The 18,699-nt window shown below is 70.0% G+C and carries 15 protein-coding genes; 8 read left to right on the forward strand and 7 right to left on the reverse strand.

Features of this window, described 5'->3' with window-relative positions; translation table 11 throughout:
• Positions 1-67 precede the first annotated feature (67 nt).
• Positions 68-2,416, forward strand: a complete 2,349-nt coding sequence (locus ACWEPG_RS03010; RefSeq protein WP_452593835.1) for an arylsulfatase — start codon at positions 68-70, stop codon at positions 2,414-2,416.
• Between the two features lie 296 nt (positions 2,417-2,712).
• Here ACWEPG_RS03010 and ACWEPG_RS03015 read toward each other — a convergent pair whose 3' ends face one another.
• From ACWEPG_RS03015 to ACWEPG_RS03025, 3 genes are all read right to left on the reverse strand, one after another.
• The gene (locus ACWEPG_RS03015) at positions 2,713-4,326 is read right to left on the reverse strand and encodes a glycosyltransferase family 87 protein (protein WP_452593876.1); all 1,614 of its coding nucleotides are present in this window, start codon (positions 4,324-4,326) and stop codon (positions 2,713-2,715) included.
• A gap of 24 nt (positions 4,327-4,350) precedes the next feature.
• Positions 4,351-6,540: a transglycosylase domain-containing protein gene (locus tag ACWEPG_RS03020; RefSeq protein ID WP_450114990.1), complete on the reverse strand. Its 2,190-nt coding sequence runs from the start codon at positions 6,538-6,540 to the stop codon at positions 4,351-4,353.
• A 567-nt stretch (positions 6,541-7,107) separates the two neighbouring features.
• A complete protein-coding gene (locus tag ACWEPG_RS03025) occupies positions 7,108-7,533 on the reverse strand; it encodes a DUF5318 domain-containing protein (protein WP_452593836.1) in 426 nt (141 codons plus the stop codon).
• Positions 7,534-7,679: 146 nt separating this feature from the next.
• Between ACWEPG_RS03025 and ACWEPG_RS03030 the strand changes: the two genes are divergently transcribed.
• The 6 genes from ACWEPG_RS03030 to ACWEPG_RS03055 all read left to right on the forward strand — a co-directional run bounded on the left by ACWEPG_RS03030 (position 7,680) and on the right by ACWEPG_RS03055 (position 13,575).
• Positions 7,680-8,537: a DUF1707 SHOCT-like domain-containing protein gene (locus ACWEPG_RS03030; protein ID WP_452593837.1), complete on the forward strand. Its 858-nt coding sequence runs from the start codon at positions 7,680-7,682 to the stop codon at positions 8,535-8,537.
• A gap of 5 nt (positions 8,538-8,542) precedes the next feature.
• The gene (locus ACWEPG_RS03035; RefSeq protein ID WP_452593838.1) at positions 8,543-9,328 is read left to right on the forward strand and encodes a DUF1707 SHOCT-like domain-containing protein; all 786 of its coding nucleotides are present in this window, start codon (positions 8,543-8,545) and stop codon (positions 9,326-9,328) included.
• 142 nt (positions 9,329-9,470) lie between these two features.
• Positions 9,471-10,031 carry a PadR family transcriptional regulator gene (locus tag ACWEPG_RS03040; protein ID WP_450114948.1) on the forward strand — a complete coding sequence of 187 codons (561 nt, stop codon included), beginning with the start codon at positions 9,471-9,473 and terminating at the stop codon, positions 10,029-10,031.
• On the forward strand, positions 10,024-11,118 hold the full coding sequence (locus ACWEPG_RS03045) for an inositol-3-phosphate synthase (protein ID WP_450114947.1): 1,095 nt from the start codon (positions 10,024-10,026) through the stop codon (positions 11,116-11,118). Before ACWEPG_RS03040 ends, ACWEPG_RS03045 begins: the two co-directional genes overlap by 8 nt.
• 309 nt (positions 11,119-11,427) lie before the next feature.
• Positions 11,428-13,044, forward strand: a complete 1,617-nt coding sequence (gene abc-f / locus ACWEPG_RS03050) for a ribosomal protection-like ABC-F family protein (protein WP_452593839.1) — start codon at positions 11,428-11,430, stop codon at positions 13,042-13,044.
• A gap of 87 nt (positions 13,045-13,131) precedes the next feature.
• On the forward strand, positions 13,132-13,575 hold the full coding sequence (locus tag ACWEPG_RS03055; RefSeq protein ID WP_450114945.1) for a hypothetical protein: 444 nt from the start codon (positions 13,132-13,134) through the stop codon (positions 13,573-13,575).
• 66 nt (positions 13,576-13,641) lie between these two features.
• On the opposite strand, the gene ACWEPG_RS03060 is transcribed toward ACWEPG_RS03055, so the two are convergent.
• Entirely contained in the window at positions 13,642-14,649 is a 1,008-nt protein-coding gene (locus tag ACWEPG_RS03060) for an ABC transporter permease (protein WP_452593840.1), read from the reverse strand.
• Between the two features lie 105 nt (positions 14,650-14,754).
• Here ACWEPG_RS03060 and ACWEPG_RS03065 point away from each other — a divergent pair, with 105 nt between their 5' ends.
• Entirely contained in the window at positions 14,755-15,564 is an 810-nt protein-coding gene (locus tag ACWEPG_RS03065; protein ID WP_452593841.1) for a TetR/AcrR family transcriptional regulator, read from the forward strand.
• Positions 15,565-15,603: 39 nt separating this feature from the next.
• Here the strand turns inward: ACWEPG_RS03065 and ACWEPG_RS03070 are convergent, their stop codons facing one another.
• From ACWEPG_RS03070 to ACWEPG_RS03080, 3 genes are read right to left on the reverse strand one after another with little or no spacing between them, the layout of a single operon-like run.
• A complete protein-coding gene (locus tag ACWEPG_RS03070; RefSeq protein ID WP_452593842.1) occupies positions 15,604-16,365 on the reverse strand; it encodes an SDR family oxidoreductase in 762 nt (253 codons plus the stop codon).
• Positions 16,365-17,438: a phosphotransferase family protein gene (locus tag ACWEPG_RS03075; RefSeq protein ID WP_452593843.1), complete on the reverse strand. Its 1,074-nt coding sequence runs from the start codon at positions 17,436-17,438 to the stop codon at positions 16,365-16,367. Before ACWEPG_RS03075 ends, ACWEPG_RS03070 begins: the two co-directional genes overlap by 1 nt.
• Entirely contained in the window at positions 17,435-18,667 is a 1,233-nt protein-coding gene (locus tag ACWEPG_RS03080) for an acyl-CoA dehydrogenase family protein (RefSeq protein ID WP_452593844.1), read from the reverse strand. Before ACWEPG_RS03080 ends, ACWEPG_RS03075 begins: the two co-directional genes overlap by 4 nt.
• Positions 18,668-18,699: the final 32 nt, after the last annotated feature.

The raw sequence follows: 18,699 nt of genomic DNA on the forward strand, positions 1-18,699 counted from the left end.
AGGTGTGCCCCAAAGCGGGGGTACCGCGGTCGTCGGGCCACGCGTCAGCCGACCGAGGAGCGCCGCCATGGCCTATCGGGGCAAGATCAACATCGACATTCGCGACTCCGAGCCGGACTGGGAGCCCTTCCTCGCGCCCCGGGCGCCGGAGGGTGCACCGAACGTGCTGATGATCGTCTGGGACGACGTCGGGTACGGCACGATGGACGTGTTCGGCGGGCCGGTGGAGACCCCAGCCATGCGGCGCATCGCCGAACGAGGGGTGCGGTACGCGAACTTCCACACCACCGCGCTGTGCTCCCCGACGCGGGCCTCGCTGCTGACGGGCCGCAACGCGACCACCAACGGGATGGCGACGGTCGCGGAGCTCAGCGCCGGGTACCCGGGATTCTCCACCCGGATCCCGTTCGAGAGCGGCCTGCTGTCGGAGGTGCTCGCCGAGCACGGCTGGAACACCTACTGCGTCGGCAAATGGCATCTGACACCGGGAGACGAGACCGGGATGTCGGCGTTCAAGGGTCGCTGGCCGCTCGGCCGCGGGTTCGAACGCTTCTACGGATACCTCGGCGGGGAGTCGAGCAGTTGGTACCCCGACCTCGTGTACGACAACCACCCCATCGACGCCCCCGGCACCCCGGAGGACGGATACCACCTGTCGAAAGACCTGGCGGACAGGTCGATTCAGTTCATCCGCGACGCCAAGGTGATCGAACCCGAGAAGCCGTTCCTGCTGTATCTCGCCCCGCAGGCCGGGCACGCCCCGCACCACGTGTTCGCCGAGTGGGCCGACCGGTACCGGGGCGTGTTCGACGAGGGATACGAGGCCATCCGACCGCGAATCCTGCAGCGCCAGAAGGAACTCGGCCTGCTCCCCGAGGACACCGAGCTCTCGCCGATCAACCCGCACGGTGAGCCGGACGCCACGGGACCCGACGGACAGCCGTGGCCGCTGCTCGACACCGTCCGCCCGTGGGACTCGCTCACCGACGACGAGCAACGCCTGTTCATCCGAATGGCCGAGGTGTTCGCCGGGTACATCTCCTACGCCGACGACCAGATCGGCCGGGTGATCGACCATCTCGAGGAGTCGGGGCAGATCGACAACACGATCGTGGTCGTGATCTCCGACAACGGCGCCAGCGGGGAGGGCGGGCCCAACGGGTCGTTCAACGAGTGGCGCTTCTTCAACGGAATGCTCGACAGCGCCGAGGAGACCTTGCCGCACATCGACGAACTCGGCGGGCCGGTGTCGTACAACCACTACAACACCGGTTGGGCGTGGGCGTTCGACACCCCGTTCCCGTACTGGAAGCGGTGGGCCGGTTACGAGGGCGGCGTCGCCGACATGTGCCTGGTGTCGTGGCCGGCGAAGATCCCGGCACAGGAACAACCACGGCAGCAGTACGTGCACGCCGTCGACGTCGTTCCCACCCTGTACGAGCTGCTCGACATCGATCCGCCGGAAACATTGAAGGGCCACACACAGATTCCGATCGAGGGCGAGAGCTTCGCGGCGTCACTCACCGATCCCGAAGTGCCCGGGAAACGGACGCAGTTCTACACCATGCTCGGCCAGCGTTCGATCTACCACGACGGGTGGCTGGCCTGTTCCCAGCATCCGCCGCTTTCGGGCTGGGGCCACTTCGACCACGACCGCTGGGAGCTTTACCGCCTGGATCTGGACCGGTCCCAGTCCACCGACCTCGCGGCCGACGAACCCGATCGGCTCGAAGCACTCAAGGGGATGTGGTTCTACTACGCGGGCCGCTACAACGGCCTCCCGCTCGACGACCGCAACACCCTCGAACAGATCCTCGCCGACCGGCCGCGGGCCGGCGTCGCCCGGGACCAGTACGTCTACTACCCCGGCAGCGCGGACGTGCCGGAGCCGGCCGGCGTCTCGATCGTCGGCCGCTCGTTCACGATCGCCGCGGGCGTCGATGTCGCCGCCCCCGACGCGGAGGGGGTGTTGTACGCGCACGGCGGGACGGCGGGCGGCCACAGCCTCTACGTCAAGGACCACCGGCTGCACTACACGTTCAACTGGGTGGGTACACACCTGCAGGAAGTGGTCGCCGACCGGCCCATCGAACCCGGAAGACACATCTGCACAGCCGAATTCGTCGCCGAAGGGAAGAACACGGACCCGGCCATGCCCGGATTCTCGGGCACCCTCAACCTGTACCTCGACGACCAGCGGGTCGCCACCGACCGCCTCGTCACCCAACCCGGCCCGTTCTGTGCCGTCGGGGACGGCATCTGCGCCGGCCGCGACAGCGCGTCGCCCGTGACCCCCGACTACCGGTCGCCGTTCCCGTTCACGGGCGGCACCATCGACAAGGTCGTCGTCGACGTCTCCGGCGAGCGGTATCTCGACCACGAGGCAACGGTGCGAGGCTGGTTCCTCACCGACTGACCCGAACGAGCCCCCGCCGAGGGTCGGGGTTTCGGCGGGGGCTCGTTTCGACGCATGTCGTCAGAGGACGCTGCCGAGGCCGCCGAGCAGACCGCCCAGCACACCGCCCAGCAGTTCCAGCAGGCCGTTGACGGCCAGCCCGAGAGTTCCGAGAAGCATTCGTGTACACCTCCTTTCCTTTGTAGCAGTGATTGAGCGTTAAACACTAACAACGACGTGGCGAAGCCGCGTGGATTGAACATCCGTGTCGCGCCCCGAACGCGCGGCCGGACGGATCGCCGCGAAGGCAGGTCGGGTCAGCGCGCGACGGCCTGCGGGCCCGCGACCGACCAGGCGATCGACGTGGTCCGCGGACGCAGCCACCGCGGCAACCAGTGCGGCGGCGCGTCGGGTGCGCCGTCGAGGACGCCGCCGACCGGGTCGTCCACCCCGGCACCGCGCACCAGGTCCTCCGCGGGCCGGTAGATCTGCCGGACGATCATGGCGCACAGGGCGAGCACCGCCAGGTCCCGGACCACGACGGTGGCGGTGAACCACTGCTCGGGCAGCCCCTTGTTGCCGACGCCGAGGTAGTAGTACATCCTCGGCACCCACACCAGGGCGTCGATCGTCATCCACGCCAACAGGATCCGGCGGTGCGGCAGCGCCAGCACCGCCAGCGGCACCAGCCACAGCGAGTACTGCGGGCTCCACACCTTGTTGGTCAGCAGGAACCCGGCGACGACCAGGAAGCACAGTTGCGCGACCCGCGGCCTGCGCGGCGCCGTCAACGCGATCCACCCGACGCCGACGCACACCGCCACGAACAGCAGCAGCGACACCGTGTTCAGGATCGTCGGGCTCTCACCGCGGGCAAGCACGCCGTCGAATCCCGCCCACCTGGTGAACGAGGAGACCACGTTGTACAACGAATCCGGGTCGGCGCCGCGCTCGGAGTTGAGCCGGAAGAACTCGCGCCACCCGTTCGGGAAGGCCAGCGCGATCGGCAGATTCACAAGCAGCCACGCCGCCGCGGCCGCGGCCGTCGCGCGCCACCAGTCGCGGAGCCGACCGGCGCGCAGGCACAGCACCAGCAGGGGACCGAGCAGCATCAGCGGGTACAGCTTGGTGGCGCCGCCCAGCCCGAGCAGCACCCCGGCCAGGACCGGCCGCCGCCGCGCCCAGGCGAGCAGTCCGGTACCCGCGAACGCCGTTGCCAGGGGATCGAAATTGGTGAACGCGTGCACCACCACCAGCGGCGAGACCGCGACCAGCGCCGCGTCCCAGACCCGGCGGCCTGCCAGCAGCACCGTCGACCACACCGTCACCAGCCAGGCCAGCGCCAGGCCGAAGGCGACGACGTTGAAGTAGAGCACGACCTGCAGCGCGCCCGGCAGCCACGGCGTCGCGTGCCACGCCTTCGCGACCGTCATCGACGCGTACTGGTACAACCCGGCCAGCACCGGGTACTCCATGTACCGGGTCTGCACCGACCCGTCGGGAGCCGGTTCCTCCCAGGACTTCTTGTACGGGAACGCACCCTCGTCGAGGCGTTCGGCCCCGTACAACGGCACGGTGTCCGAGTAGCACAGCGCGGTGTACTGACGGCTGCCGCTCCAGTCCAGTCCGAGCGCGCCCTCCGGCCCGTTCGGGGCCTGCTGGATGCACGCCGCCTTCGTCGACCAGCCGAGGCCGAGGAAGATCACCGCCAGCAGCAGGATCACCCGCAGCGGGGTCCAGAACCGCTGCCGCCCGATCAGGGCCCGGCGGCCCACCGGCCCGCCGAGCACCGACGACGCCTGCGCGGTCAGCGGGTCGGTGCGACCGGGCAGGTCCCGGTCCGCGGACCGCCGGTCGTCCGCGAGCACGGCCGGCGATCCCAACGCCCGGTCCGCCGCACCCTCCGCTGTGCTGTCCCCTGAGTCCTCCACCACCGACGCGACGTTACCGACCGGCTAGCCGCCCTGTCCCCGCGGCACGGCCTGCCGCGCGCCCGGTTGCGCGACCTCGTCCTCCCCGGTGGTCGGCTGCCCGGGCAGCGGACCGGCGGTCGTCGCCGCGGGTGCCTGGGTGGTGGGCGCCGGCTTGAGGCCGGGGATCGGGATGGTGACGCCCGGCAGGATCTCCACCGGCGTCTGCGTGACCTCCATGGGCGGCAGCGTGAGCTGCGGCACGGACGTGCTCGACGGGGGAGCGGCGGTGGTCTTCGGCGGGGTGTACGGCGCGGTGTACGCGGGCACACCGGCCTGCCCGCCGATCGCGTCCGGCGTCGGGAACGACTCGACGTCGGTGCCCTCGAGCGCACCGTCCATCGTCGCCTTCCAGATGTCCGACGGCAGACCCGAGCCGTACATCAGGCCGCCCCACGAGTTCTGCAGCGGCAGGCCCTGTTCGGTGCCGACCCAGACCGCGGTCGCCAGCGAGGGCGTGTAGCCGACCATCCAGGCGTCCTTGTTCTGCCCGGTGTCCCCGAGCTGCGCGGTGCCGGTCTTCGCCGCCGACGGGCGACCGCCGGCGAGGCCGTGGCCCCGCGAGTAGGCGGCGATCGGCTGCATCGCGGCGGTCACGTTGTCCGCGACGGCCGGCTTGAGCCGGGCCTCACCGACGGAGGCGCCGCCCCGGTCGAGCAGCACCGTGCCGTCCGCGGTGACGACCTTCTGGACGAAGTGCGGCGTGCGGTACACACCGGACGCGGCGAGCGTCGCGTACGACGACGCCATGTCGATGACGCGGGACTGGTACTGGCCGAGCACGATGCCGTTCTCGGACTTGCCGTTCGACTCCTGCAGGCTGGTGCCCGCGACACCCGGGATGTCCTCCGGGATGCCCGCCTTGTGCGCGATCTCGGCGATCTTCTCCGGGCCGTTCTCGATCGAGAGCATCTGCCGGTAGAAGCTGGTGTTCAGCGACCGCTTGAGCGCCTCGGCGATGGTGCAGGTGCCGCAGGACTCGCCCTCGACGTTGGTGATGGTGACCCCGCCCAGGGTCAGCGAGCTGCTGTCGTACATCTTCGACAGCGGGATGCCCTCGTTCAGCGCCGACGCCAGACCGAACACCTTGAACGACGAGCCGGTCTGCAGTCCGGCCTGCGCGAAGTCGTAGCCCGACCCCTCGGCGCCGCCGTAGTAGGCCTTGACGCCACCGGTCTTCGGGTCGATCGAGACGACCGCGGTCCGCAGTTCCTCGTTCTCACCCTCCATGTTGGTGGTGACCGCGTCCACCGCGGCCTGCTGCGCCTGGTCATCGATGGTGGTGGTGATCTGCAGGCCCTCGGTGTTGAGGACCTGCTCGTTGATGCCGTTGGCCTCGAGTTCCTTGACCACCTGGTTGCGGATCAGGCCGGCCGGGCCGCTGCCGACGGCGCCGGTGTCCACCTCGGACAGCGGGACCACGTGCGGGTACACCATCCCCGAGCGCTGCCCGGAGTCGAGCGTCTTGGCTCCGACCATGCCGTCGAGGACGTAGCCCCAGCGGGTTTCGGCGCCGGTCGGGTTGGTGGACGGGTCCAGGCCGTACGGCTGCTGGATGGTCGCGGCCAGGACCGCGCCCTCCTCCACCGTGAGCTCCTCGATGGGCTTGTCGAAGTACGCCTGCGAGGCGGCCGCGATGCCGAACACGCCGCGCCCGAACGGGATGGTGTTCAGGTAGGCGGCGAGGATGTCGTCCTTCGACCACTGCTGCGCCATCTTCGCGGAGATCACCAGCTCCCGCATCTTGCGGGTGATCGACCGCTCGGATCCGACCATCGCGTTCTTGACGTACTGCTGCGTGATCGTCGAACCGCCGCCGGCGCTGTCCTTACCGAGCACGTTGTCGCGTGCGGCGCGGGCGAAGCCGCTGATCGAGAAGCCGGGGTTGGAGTAGAAGTCGCGATCCTCCGCCGCGAGCACGGCGTCGCGCACGTGCTTGGGGATCTGGTCGATGGAGACGTCGGTCCGGTTGCCCTCGGGCGGCACGATCGTGCTCAGCACCGTGTTGCCGTCGCTGGCGTAGATCGTGGCGACCTGGTTGGTCTTCATGTCACCGGGGCGCGGGACGTCCTGGGTGACGTAGGCGACCATGAACGCGAGCAGCGGCACGACCATGCCGAGCGCGACGAGGCTGTAGAGGGTGCGGCGGACGATCTTCCAGCGTTTCGACTTCATCTTCTTCGGGGGTTGGGGTGGCTGCCCGCCGGTGCCACCGGATCCGCCGGAGCGGCCGGTCGGCGGCGGGCCCGCCGGGGGACGGCCACCGCCGCTACCCGCCTGGGTGGGGCGCGACGGCGTGGACGGACGGGGCTGGGCGAGGGGACGGGCCTGCGCCGCCGCATTGGGTTGTGCGGGGTTCGACTGCCCGGAACGGGGCGCGGCGGGCCGCTGCGGCTGTGGCCGCGGGGCGCCCTGCGGGGGATACGGCTGACCGGGCCGCGGCTGGCCCGGCTGGGGCTGCGGCCTGCCGCCGGGACCGGTGACGTAGCGCGGCGGCATCGGCCCCGGCTGTCCGGGCTGTCCCGGACGGCCGTAGCCGGGCGGCGGCTGGTTCGGCTGCGAGTACCCCGGAGGCCGCCCACCCGGCTGCGGGCCGGTGGGACGTGGCGCTCCGGTGGGTAGACCACCCTGCGGATCGTTGTAGGGGGAACTCACGTGGGGACTCTCCAGATACTCGCGTTGGACACGGCTGTGTCACTCGGTCTCAGCCGTTCGGGCTGCGGTCAAGGTCGTCGGTGCGGCTCACTCACTCGCCATGCGCCGGCTCGGGCTGCGGGTCGAGCGGGTTCGGGTCCGCTTCGGCGCGGGTACCGAGCCGAGAACGTACGACTGCACCAGGTGATTCCAGTTGCACGTCCGGCAGACCTCGACGACATGCACCGAGAACTCCTCCTGAGAGGCCGCCAGCCGAACCAGTTCCTCCGCCGTCCGGGCCGATCCGGAGACCGGGCCCAGCTTGTCGCCGAACACCCACGAGACGAGGATGAGCTGCTCCTTCCGGCAGATGGGGCAGGTCACCTCCGATGGTCGCCCGTGGAACTTCGCGGCCCGCAACAGGTAGGGACTGGCGTCGCACACCTCGGTGACCCCGGTCCGGCCGGAGAACACCTCGGCCAGCAGGGATCGCCGCTGGAGGGCGTAGTCCACCACCTGCCGCTGCAATCGCACGTTGACCAGAGTACGTGGGCAGGACCGTCGGGTCTCGGGTCGTCCTGCCGATTCCCCACGACACGCCGGGGGAAACGCCGACGACGAGCAGGTGTGACCGCAGTGACGATCCACACAGCGGCGGGCGGCTTCCTATCATTGCCGTCGTGGCACAGCGACAGACCACCCTGCGGGCACGCGACACCGATCGGGTGCAGACCTGCGGGCTCCTCGACGCCGCCCTCGGCGACGGCCAGCTCACCGACGACGAGCACCGCGACCGCACCCGCGCGGCCATGTCCGCGAAAACGCTGGCCGACCTCGACGCCACCATCGCCGACCTCCAACTGCCCGCACACACCACGATCTCCCGGCCGGCCCCGCGCCGGCCGGTCCCGGTCCGCACGCTCGCGGTCGGCACCGCCGCGGTCACCGCCGCCGCGGTCGCCGCGGTGGTGATGCTGTCCGGCACCGACGACGCCGAGCCGACGGCCCCCGTCGCCCGGGCCGCGCCCGCAGCGCCGGACACCCCGGCCGACCCGCAGGATCCGTACGCCGATGTCGCGCCGATCGTGGTCGAGCGGATCGACCCGCTCACCGCCACCGGGGTTGGGAAGTTTCGGGACGCCTACCTTGCGAAGTTCGGTGACACCCTGGTCGACGACGTGACCTTCTACGACGAGTACGTCATCGCCGAGCGCATGTTCGACGGCGAGCCGCGCCGCAGCCAGGACTGGTCGTTCCGGGGCGGATTCGCGAAGTCGGGCAGCCCGAACACGGGCCGCGACCCCGACCTGCCCCGACTCGACCTCGCCACCGTGAATCTCGATGCGCTGGCCGGATACCTGGCCGGGGCCGCAGAGAGCGTGCACGTCCCGAACGGGACCATCTCCCACGTGAGCATGAGCGCTGACGACGGACCCGAGGTGACGATCTACGTCAGCAACGACGACACCGGCATGAGCGGATATCTGGCCCTCACTCCCGAGGGCGACCGGACCCGCGTGTCCTACGGCGACCGGTAGCCGCGATGCGAAGCAATCCGGCACCCCGCCTGCGGGCCCGCGACAGTGACCGCGCCGGTGTCCGCGAACTCCTCGACACCGCCTACGCCGAGGGGCAGCTGTCCGCGGAGGAGTACCGGCAGCGGGCGGACGCGTCCGATCGGGCGCGGACCCTCGCCGAACTCGACGGCCTGGTCCGTGACCTGCAGGTTCGCGGTCAGATGACGGACCGGTTGCCGGTGCCGCGGGCCGAACACGCCCGCCGCTGGATCGCCGGACTCGTGGCCGCCGCCGTCGTCGTGGTCGGCGGTGCCGTCGTCGCGGCCCGGATCACCGGCGCCGACGCCGACTCGTCCGACGCGCGTCCCGGCACCCTGCTGTCGGCGGCCGGTCTGGCCCGGATCGTGTCCGAGCTGCACGACGGCTACGGCGATGCGCTGGTCGACGGCATGACCGTCTTCGCCGACTACGCGTCGATCGAGATCCCCGTCCCGGGCGCTCCGGGAATGTCGCGGGATCTGCGCTTCGACGAGGACGGGCTCTCGGACAGCGGCACCTCTCCGGGGCGCGACCGGGACACCGTGCCGGTCAACCTCGACGACCTGGACGTGCGCGGGGTCGGAGGGCTGCTGCTCGGAGCCCCGCAGACGCTCGGCGTCCCGGAGCCGGACTCGACGCACCTGTCGGTCGACGACGGCGACGGGAATCCGGTGGTGTCGATCCACCTGTCGAACCAGGTGTCCGGGCGTACCGGCCACCTGACCGCCGGCATCGACGGCGAGGTCCGCTCCGTGTATCGCGCGGACGACTGACCCACGCGTCCTCCGGCACCCCGATCTGCGGCACGTACTTTTCGTCACACCTACTCGTGTCGCGGTGCCCAACTATATCGGTGCGATATAGTTGGTGGTCGCATCACACGGTTAGGTTTGGACGACGGGAGGTGGGACACGGATGCTCGAGCTGGCAATTCTCGGGCTGCTCCTCGAGTCGCCCATGCACGGATACGAGCTGCGCAAGCGGCTGACCGGCCTCCTGGGCGCGTTCCGCGCCTTCTCGTACGGATCGCTCTACCCGACGCTGCGCCGCATGCAGGCCGACGGGTTGATCGCCGAGGACGTCGGCCCGGACGGGACGGTCAAGCGCCGCGCCCGCCGCGTCTACCAACTGACCGACAAGGGCCGGCAGCGGTTCACCGAACTGGTGGCCGACACCGGACCGCAGAACTACACCGACGACGGCTTCGGGGTGCATCTCGCCTTCTTCAGCCGCACCCCCGCCGAGGCGCGGATGCGGATCCTCGAAGGTCGGCGCCGTCAGGTAGAGGAGCGCCGAGAGGGGCTCCGCGACGCGATCGGACGGGCCAGCGGATCACTCGACCGCTACACCCGCCAGCTCCATCAGCTCGGACTCGAGTCGAGCGAGCGGGAGGTGCGGTGGCTCAACGAGTTGATCGCGGCCGAGCAAACACCAACAGCGTTACCCAAGAAAGAAGGAGAACCCGACCATGGGTGAGAACAGCACCGCGGTGCGCGTGGCCATTGTGGGCGTGGGGAACTGTGCCTCGTCTCTGGTCCAGGGCGTCCACTACTACAAGGACGCGGACGAGAACTCCACCGTCCCCGGCCTGATGCACGTGAAGTTCGGGCAGTACCACGTGCGCGACGTGCAGTTCGTCGCCGCGTTCGACGTCGACGCCAAGAAGGTCGGGTTCGACCTCTCCGAGGCGATCCTCGCCAGCGAGAACAACACCATCAAGATCGCCGACGTCCCGCCGCTCGACGTCCCCGTCCAGCGCGGCCCGACCCTCGACGGCATCGGCAAGTACTACTCGCAGACCATCGAGGTCTCCGACGCCGAGCCCGTCGACGTCGTCAAGGCCCTCAAGGACGCCCAGGTCGACGTCCTCGTCTCCTACCTGCCGGTGGGCTCCGAGGAGGCCGACAAGTTCTACGCACAGTGCGCCATCGACGCCGGTGTGGCGTTCGTCAACGCACTGCCCGTCTTCATCGCCTCCGACCCGGAGTGGGCCGCGAAGTTCAAGGACGCCGGCGTCCCGATCGTCGGCGACGACATCAAGTCCCAGGTCGGCGCCACCATCACCCACCGTGTCATGGCGAAGCTGTTCGAGGACCGCGGCGTCGTGCTCGACCGCACCTACCAGCTCAACGTCGGCGGCAACATGGACTTCAAGAACATGCTCGAGCGTGAGCGCCTGGAGTCCAAGAAGGTGTCGAAGACGCAGGCCGTGACGTCGAACCTCACCGGTTCGCTCGCGGGCAAGGTCCACGACCGCAACGTCCACATCGGTCCCTCGGACTACGTGGAGTGGCTCGACGACCGCAAGTGGGCGTACGTCCGCCTCGAGGGTCGCGCCTTCGGTGACGCCCCGCTGAACCTGGAGTACAAGCTCGAGGTCTGGGACTCGCCGAACTCCGCCGGCATCATCATCGACGCCGTCCGCGCCGCGAAGATCGCCAAGGACCGCGGCCTCGGTGGACCGGTCTACCCGGCCTCCGCCTACCTGATGAAGTCCCCGCCGGTCCAGATGGCCGACGACAAGGCTCGCGCCGAGCTGGAGGCCTTCATCATCGAGGCGTAGCCCTCGCGACGGCCTGTGGTCGTCACACACGCTCGACCCCTGTGGCGGTGGGTGAGTTCTTCGGACTCATCCACCGCCACAGGTGTTTCCGGGCGAGACCGGCCCGGATAATCACTGGGTGCACGGATCATCCGGTGCTACGGTGACTTTCGTGGGCACTCTGAATCAGTAGATCGGGACGTCGCGACGAGCATGCTCCGCGGCGAGTCCTGAGCGCGCATCCACCGCCACCGCGTTCGGTGGGGTCCATTGCGCGAGGACACCTTTCCCCGATCTCTCCGGTTCTGCCGGGGCGCAAGGAGCACACCCATGCCCGCGTCACAGTTCTCCCTCCGGACGGTCTCGAAGCGCTTCGGCGACCGGCTCGTCCTCGACGGCGTGGAGCTGACCATTCCGCCGGGAGCGAAGGTCGGTGTCGTCGGCGACAACGGCTCCGGCAAGTCCACCCTGCTCTCGCTGTTCGCCGGACGTACCAGCCCCGACAACGGCGAAGTCCGTGTCGTCGCGCCGGGCGGAATCGCGTACGCCGCGCAGTCCCTGGACCTGCCGGTGGACGCGACCGTGCAGGACGCCATCGATCACGTCCTCTGCGACGTCCGGGCGCTCGAGGCCCGGATCCGTGACCTGGAGCGGGACCTTGCCCACCCCGCCCCCGGCGACCTCGACGCCCTCATGTCCGAATACACCCGTTCGACAGCCCTTTTCGAAAGCCTCGACGGCTACACGATCGACGAGCGCGTCGCGGCCGGCCTGCACGCGTTGGGCCTGCCGAACCTCGATCGCGCGCGCCCGTTCGACGCACTGTCGGGCGGGCAGCAGGCCAGGCTCGCGCTGGCCACGAGCCTCGCGGCGAACGCCGATCTGCTCCTTCTCGACGAGCCGACGAACGATCTCGACGACGCCGCCGTCGCCTGGCTGGAGCAGCGTCTGCTCGCGCACCGCGGCACGGTGGTCGCCGTGACGCACGATCGAGACTTCCTCGACCGCCTGACGTCGCTGATCGTCGAGGTCGCCGACCGTGCGGTGCGCCGCTACGGCGACGGCTACGACGGGTACCTCGCCACGAAAGCGGCTGAGCGACAGCGCATGCGGCAGGCCCACGCGGAGTGGAGGATCGAACTCGTCCGGAACGCCCGCCTCGTCGAGGCGAATGCGTCGCGGCTCGCGGCGATTCCCCGCAAGCAGGAGAAGGCCGGGTTCGGGCACGGGGCGTTCCGGGCCCGTGGCCGCGACCACGGTGCGATGGGGCGGATCCGCAACGCCAAGGAGCGGATCGAACGACTGACGACGAATGCGGTCGCGCCGCCACCGGACCGGCTGCGCTTCACGCCGCCGCTGTCCACGCAGACCACCGAGGCAGCCGGCGGTCCGCTGGTACGTCTCGACGACGTCCGTGTCGGTTCCCGGCTGTGGGTGCCGGAACTGGAACTGCACCCAGGTGGGCGGCTGCTGGTGACCGGCCCGAACGGCGCGGGGAAGACCACGCTGCTGAATGTGATTGCGGGCGAGATCGTTCCCGGCACCGGCCGGGTGCTGGCGCCCGCCCGGATCGGGTATCTGCGGCAGCGGGCACGCAGGTGGCCCGGCTCGGCGACGCTGCTCAAGGCGTATGCCGGGCAACGCCGGGGCGATCCGGACCGCGTGGAGGCGGAATTGCTCTCGCTCGGACTGTTCCGGCCCGACGACCTGCACCGCCCGCTCGCCGAACTGTCCTTCGGGCAGCGCCGGCGACTCGAGGTGGCGCTGCTGTCCACCTCCGATGCGGACCTGCTGCTGCTCGACGAACCGACAAATCACCTGGCACCTGCGCTGGTCGAGGATCTGGAGACCGCGCTCGACGCGTTCCCCGGTGCCGTCGTGGTCGTCACGCACGATCGACGGATGCGGCGGCGGTTCCGCGGGCACCGCCTCGCGATGGTGCCCTGAAACGCGCTGCCGGACCGGGTCACCCGGCTACGCTCGGGGCGGCGGCGTACGGCGGCCGTCACACCACGCCGCACGAGGAGCACCGTGATGGACACCGTCTGGACGTCACTGCAACTGCTCGCACCCGCGTTCTGGCTGGGTGCGGTGTTCGCGATCTCGTTCCTCGAGGCTCCGCTCAAGTTCCGTGCGCCGGGCGTGACGGTGCCCATCGGTCTGGGCATCGGCCGGCTCGTGTTCCGCGCCCTCAACGTCACCGAGCTGGTGGTCCTCGTGGTGCTGTGGGTCGCGGCCCTCGCCTCGCCGACCCCGCCGACCGCCGCGATGTGGTGGCTGCTCGGCGTAGCCACGGTGGTGCTGCTGGTGCAGGTCCTCGGAGTGCGGCCGCCGCTGACGAGACGATCGAACAAGGTGCTCGCCGGCGTCGAGCTGCCCCGGTCCCGCGCCCACCACGTGTACGTCGCACTGGAGGTCGTCAAGGTGTTCGCACTGGTGGCGCTGACCGTGGTGAGCGTCGACGCGTTGCTGTCGTAACGGGACCGACAAGCGCCGCGGCGGCGGTGTCATCGGAGAGACCCACCGCCGCAGGCGCTTTCGCGCTCAGTGATGGTCGGTCAGTGCATCGGCCGGCGCCGTGGACGCCTTGTCGCCCCGGCGGGCGGCGATGGCCGAGAGTGCGAGGCCGAAGACCGTCCATGCGGTGAGCACGAGGACGGGCCGGAGTGCACCGGCTCCGTCGAAGAAGGCGTTGGCGCGCAACAGGCTTCCCGAGGCCCCCGGCGGCAGCAACTGTCCGAGCGTGGACCAGCCGTCGGGCAGCCAGTGGTCGCCGGTGCCGATCCCGGACAGCGGGTTTCCCAGGAACATCATCGCCACCGCACCGATCCCGAGACCGACGAAGCCGAACAGCGCCTCCAGCCCGAGCATCGTGCAGGCCAGAGCCGCCACCCCGAGGGCCAGGCCGGCCGCGGTGAGCCAGTAGTTGCCGGTCAGCGAGCCGGTCCCGTACTGCAGGAACGCGGTGATCGCGGCGCCGGCGACCACCGAGAACCCGAGCACGCCGATCAGACGGATCCGCAGGTTGGCCCGTCCGGGGAACAAGCGGGTCAACGCGACCGCCGGGATGATCCCGCCGAAGACGAGGGGCAGGGCGGCGGAGGTGAGCCCGGAGCCGCGCGGGTCACGTTCGGGGAAGGGGACCAGGTCCTCCACCGTGACCTGGAGGTGCTGTTGCTGGGCGAGGGTGGTGCCGACGGCAGTGATCGCCGACGCGGCGGTGGCCCCGCCGGCGCCGGCGGTGAGCACCCCGACGCCGTCCGCCCCGACGCTGATCCCGCCGGCGACGGACCGCTCGCGGATCGCGTCCGCGAGTGCCTCCCGGTCCGGGTAGGCGGTGACCTCCCAGGAGTCGCCGTCGAGCCGCTCCTGGACCGCCTGGACCACGGCTTGCGAGCCGGTCACGCCGAGCGGCATGGCGTGCGGTCCGCCGTGGATGTTGGGGAGCGCGAACGCCGCGAGCATCGCGATCACCACGGCCGACAGGCCGACGACCAGAGCGGCGAGCACCGCCCACGGGTTTCGCGTTGGCCGCGACCCTGCATCCGACATGTGCGTCACCTTCCGTGGAGAACCGAACCGTTTGAAACTCGGATACAAGCTACACCAAGCACAATGTCAGAACGAGATCCGATGACGGTGAAATAGAGTTCGGATGTGGTGGAAGGGAATGCGGCCGGTGGGGTGCCCGACGAGCTCGTCGACGCGGCCCTGCGGGCGGCGGAGGAGACCGGCCGGGACGTCGGGGCGGTGCCACTGGTCGAGATCGCCAAACGGGCCGGCATCTCGCGCAGCACGCTGCTGCGCCGACTCGGCGGCACCCGCGGCCCCCTCGACGCGGCGGTGCTCGCGAGTGGCGTCGATCCGGGCGGGCAGCGACCGGCCCGCGACCGGGCGATGGAGGCCGGCGCCCAGCTGATCGGCGAACGCGGCCTGGCCGCGTTGACACTGGAGGCGGTGGCGAGCGCCGCGCACTGCTCGGTGTACACCCTGTATCTGGCCTTCGGGAACCGGGCAGGACTGCTGCAGGCCATCTTCCAGGCCTACGGTCCGACGCTGGACCTGAGCACCGACGTCGATCCGCAGACGGATCTGCGCGCCGCGGTGGGCCGGATCTACCGGCAGATGATCCGGCAGTGGACCCGCGAGCCCCGCATCGCACCCGCCATCCTCGCCGAGATCCTGGCCCGCCCGCACGACCCGATGGTGGCCGAACTGGTCGAGTACGTGATGCCCCACTCGCCGCTGAACTCGGTACTGGCCTGGCTCGAGAAGCTGGTCGCGGCCGGCGCGATACGCGACCTGCCTCGGGTGCTGTTGGTGCAGCAGATGGTGGCGCCGCTGATGGTGCACGTCCTGTTGCGGCCGGCCACCGAGTCCCACCCCGCGCTCACCATGCCCGGGCTGAACGAGACCTGCGCGATCCTCGCCGACAACTTCGTCCGCGCGGTGGGCACCGACCGGTGAGTCCTTCCGGCCCCCGTGCGGGCCGGAAGAACTCACGGGTCAGGCCATTCTGGAGACCGCCGACAGCGGCAGCACTTTCATCGCCATCGAGATCGGCAGCCACGGCCAGGTCGGGACGTACGCCTTGTTCGGCTCCTTCTCGATGGCCGCCGCCAGTGCGCGGCATCCGGTTTCGGTGTCGACGATGAACGGCACCTTCCTCACCTTCTCGTTGATCTCCGAGCGGATGAAGCCGGGGAAGATGGTGCTGACGTCGATGCCGGTCTTCGCCAGGTCGGCGCGCATGCCCTCGCCGAGCGCCGCGACCCCGGCCTTCGATGCCGCATACGTCGTGAGGTTGCGCGGCATGCCCCGCATCGCGCTCACCGACGAGATCAGCACCAGGTGCCCGGCGTTCCGCGGCCGGAACAGCTCCAGCGCCGCCTCGCTCTGCGCGAGCGCGCCGAGGAAGTTGGTGCGGGCGGTCGCGGCGTTGGCGTGGAAGTAGCCGGTACCCAACGGTTGTCCCTTGCCGAGCCCGGCGTTCACGATCACCCGGTCCAAGCCGCCGAGCTCCTCGTCGAACTCACGGAAGACGGTGAACACGTCCTCGTGCACGTCGACGTCGAGGCTGCGGATCGCGACGGTGATCCCCGGGTGCGCGGCGAGGAGTTCGTCGCGCAGTTCCTCGAGCCGCTCGGTGCGGCGCGCGGCGAGGGCGAGGTTGCGTCCGCGCGCGGCGAACTCGCGCGCCATGCCGCGTCCGAGGCCCGAGCTCGCGCCGGTGATGAGGATGTTCGAACGCGTCGCGCGGTTGCCCACTACGTGCCCTCCGTCATGGTGTCGATCAGTTCGTTGCAACGAGTGTCCAGGTATCCCACGGCGATCCAGAAGTGCTCGAACGCGGGGTTCGTGGTCTGCCCGTGGTGGTAGCGGTAGTAGATCTGCTGGGCGATCACCGCGAGCCGGAACAGGCCGAACACCTCGTAGAAGCGCCAGTTGTCGATCGGAAGGCCGGTCCGCTGCCCGTAGTACTCGACGATCTCGCGGCGGGTCAGCATGCCGGGCAGATCCGACGGCTGCCGCTTGGTGGCCTGCATCATCGGGTGGTCGTCGGCCTGCACCCAGTACGCCAGGCTCGCACCCAGATCCATGAGCGGGTCGCCGATCGTCGCGAGTTCCCAGTCCAGCACGGCGCGGGGCCGCAGGTCCTCGCCGAGGACGACGTTGTCGAGCCGGAAGTCGCCGTGGATCACCGCGGAGGCCACGTCGGCCGGCTGATGGTCGGCGAGCCACGACGTCACCCGCGCGAAATCGGGGACGTTGTCGGTGTGCGCGGCGGCGTAACGCTTCGTCCAGCCGGCCACCTGCCGCGCCACATAGCCTGTACCGCGCCCGAATTCGTCGAGGCCCGACGTCTTCGGGTCGACGCCGTGCAGTTCGATCAGCAGGTCGATCACCCGCAGGCACAGCTCGCGCGTGTTCTCGGGTGTGAGCCCGAGGTCGGCCGGGGGAGCGGACCGCAGGATCGCACCCTCGACGCGCTCCATGACGTAGAAGTCGCTGCCAAGCACCGACGGATCGGTGCACAGCCCCACCATCGCAGGCACATGCGGATACACCGGCGCGAGCAGCGACTGGATGCGGTACTCGCGGACCATGTCGTGCCCGGACGACGGCTTGGCCCCGGCCGGCGGTCGGCGCAGCACCAGGTCGCGGTCGGGGTAGCGCAGCAGGTAGGTCAGGTTCGACGCACCACCGGCGAACTGACGCACCTCCGGAACTCCGTCGAGATCGCCGGATCCGTTTTCACGCAACCACTTCGCAACCGCTGAGACGTCGAATGCGTCCTCGTCGCGAACGGTGCGGGCGTTGTCCGGGAGGCCCCCGGTCACTGGTACTTCCCCAGCTCGAAACGGGCGACCAGGCCCTGGTGCACCTCGTCCGGGCCGTCCGCGAGGCGCAGCGCCCGCGCCGCCGTCCAGGCGCCGGCGAGCGGGAAGTCGTCGGACAGCCCACCGCCGCCGTGGATCTGGATCGCGAAGTCGATCACCTGCTGCGCCACCCGGGGTGCGGCGACCTTGATCTCGGACACCGCCGACCGGGCACCGGCGATGCCCTGGGTGTCGAGCAGCCACGCGGTGTTGAGCACCAGCAACCGCAGCTGGTTGATGGCGATGCGGGCGTCGGCGACCCGCTCCCGGTTGCCGCCGAGGTTGATCAGCGGCTTGCCGAACGCGACGCGTTCGGTGCCGCGGCGGATGGCGAGTTCGAGTGCGGCCTCCGCGAGCCCGACCAGCCGCATGCAGTGGTGCACCCGCCCCGGACCCAGCCGGCCCTGGGCGATCTCGAATCCCCTTCCGGGACCGGCGATGATCGCATCGAGCGGCAACCGGACGTTCGTGAACGACACCTCGCCGTGCCCGCCGGGCTCGTCGTAGAAGCCCATCGCCGAGAGCATCCGCTCGACCTTGACCCCGGGGGTGTCGATCGGCACGAGGACCATCGAATGCCGTTGGTACCGGTGCGCTTCCGGATCGGTGAGCCCCATGAAGATGAGGATCCTGCAGTCGGGGCTGCCGATGCCGGTGCTCCACCACTTGCGACCGTTGAGGACCACCTCGTCACCCTCGACCACGGCGGTCGCGGCCATGTTGGTGGCGTCGGACGATGCGACGGCGGGTTCGGTCATGCAGAAGGCCGAGCGGATCTCGCCGTCCAGCAACGGCTTCAGCCAGCGTTCCTTCTGCGCGACACTGCCGAAGTGGTGGAGCACCTCCATGTTGCCCGTGTCGGGGGCGTCGCAGTTGAAGACCGCGGAGGCGAACTGGGAGCGACCCATCTCCTCCGCGAGCGGCGCGTACTCGACGTTGCTCAGCCCGGCGCCGAGATCCGCGTCGGGGAGGAAGAGGTTCCACAGGCCCTGCGCGCGGGCCTTGGCCTGCAGCGCACGGAACTCGTCGGAGACCCGCCACATCGCGGCACCGGAGACGTCGGCGCGCTGCGCGAACGGTGCCACCCGTTCGGCCCGCAGGCGCGCCTCGACCGGGGCGACCTCGATCGCGATGAATTCACGCAGCCGGTCGAGGTACTCCCTCGACCGCGCGCTCTGGGCGAAATCCATGCCAGCCTCCATGCCGAGTGCCTAACTGAGCA

This window comes from Rhodococcus sp. NPDC004095, assembly GCF_053604015.1.

Bases quoted from the DNA above. Each gene is read 5' to 3' on its own strand.
- ACWEPG_RS03040 (WP_450114948.1), top strand. From the start codon at position 9,471: ATGCTCGAGCTGGCAATTCTCGGGCTGCTCCTCGAGTCGCCCATGCAC.
- abc-f (WP_452593839.1), top strand. From the start codon at position 11,428: ATGCCCGCGTCACAGTTCTCCCTCCGGACGGTCTCGAAGCGCTTCGGC.
- ACWEPG_RS03020 (WP_450114990.1), bottom strand. From the start codon at position 6,540: ATGAAGTCGAAACGCTGGAAGATCGTCCGCCGCACCCTCTACAGCCTC.
- ACWEPG_RS03010 (WP_452593835.1), top strand. From the start codon at position 68: ATGGCCTATCGGGGCAAGATCAACATCGACATTCGCGACTCCGAGCCG.
- ACWEPG_RS03080 (WP_452593844.1), bottom strand. From the start codon at position 18,667: ATGGATTTCGCCCAGAGCGCGCGGTCGAGGGAGTACCTCGACCGGCTG.
- ACWEPG_RS03055 (WP_450114945.1), top strand. From the start codon at position 13,132: ATGGACACCGTCTGGACGTCACTGCAACTGCTCGCACCCGCGTTCTGG.
- ACWEPG_RS03060 (WP_452593840.1), bottom strand. From the start codon at position 14,649: ATGTCGGATGCAGGGTCGCGGCCAACGCGAAACCCGTGGGCGGTGCTC.
- ACWEPG_RS03045 (WP_450114947.1), top strand. From the start codon at position 10,024: ATGGGTGAGAACAGCACCGCGGTGCGCGTGGCCATTGTGGGCGTGGGG.
- ACWEPG_RS03035 (WP_452593838.1), top strand. From the start codon at position 8,543: ATGCGAAGCAATCCGGCACCCCGCCTGCGGGCCCGCGACAGTGACCGC.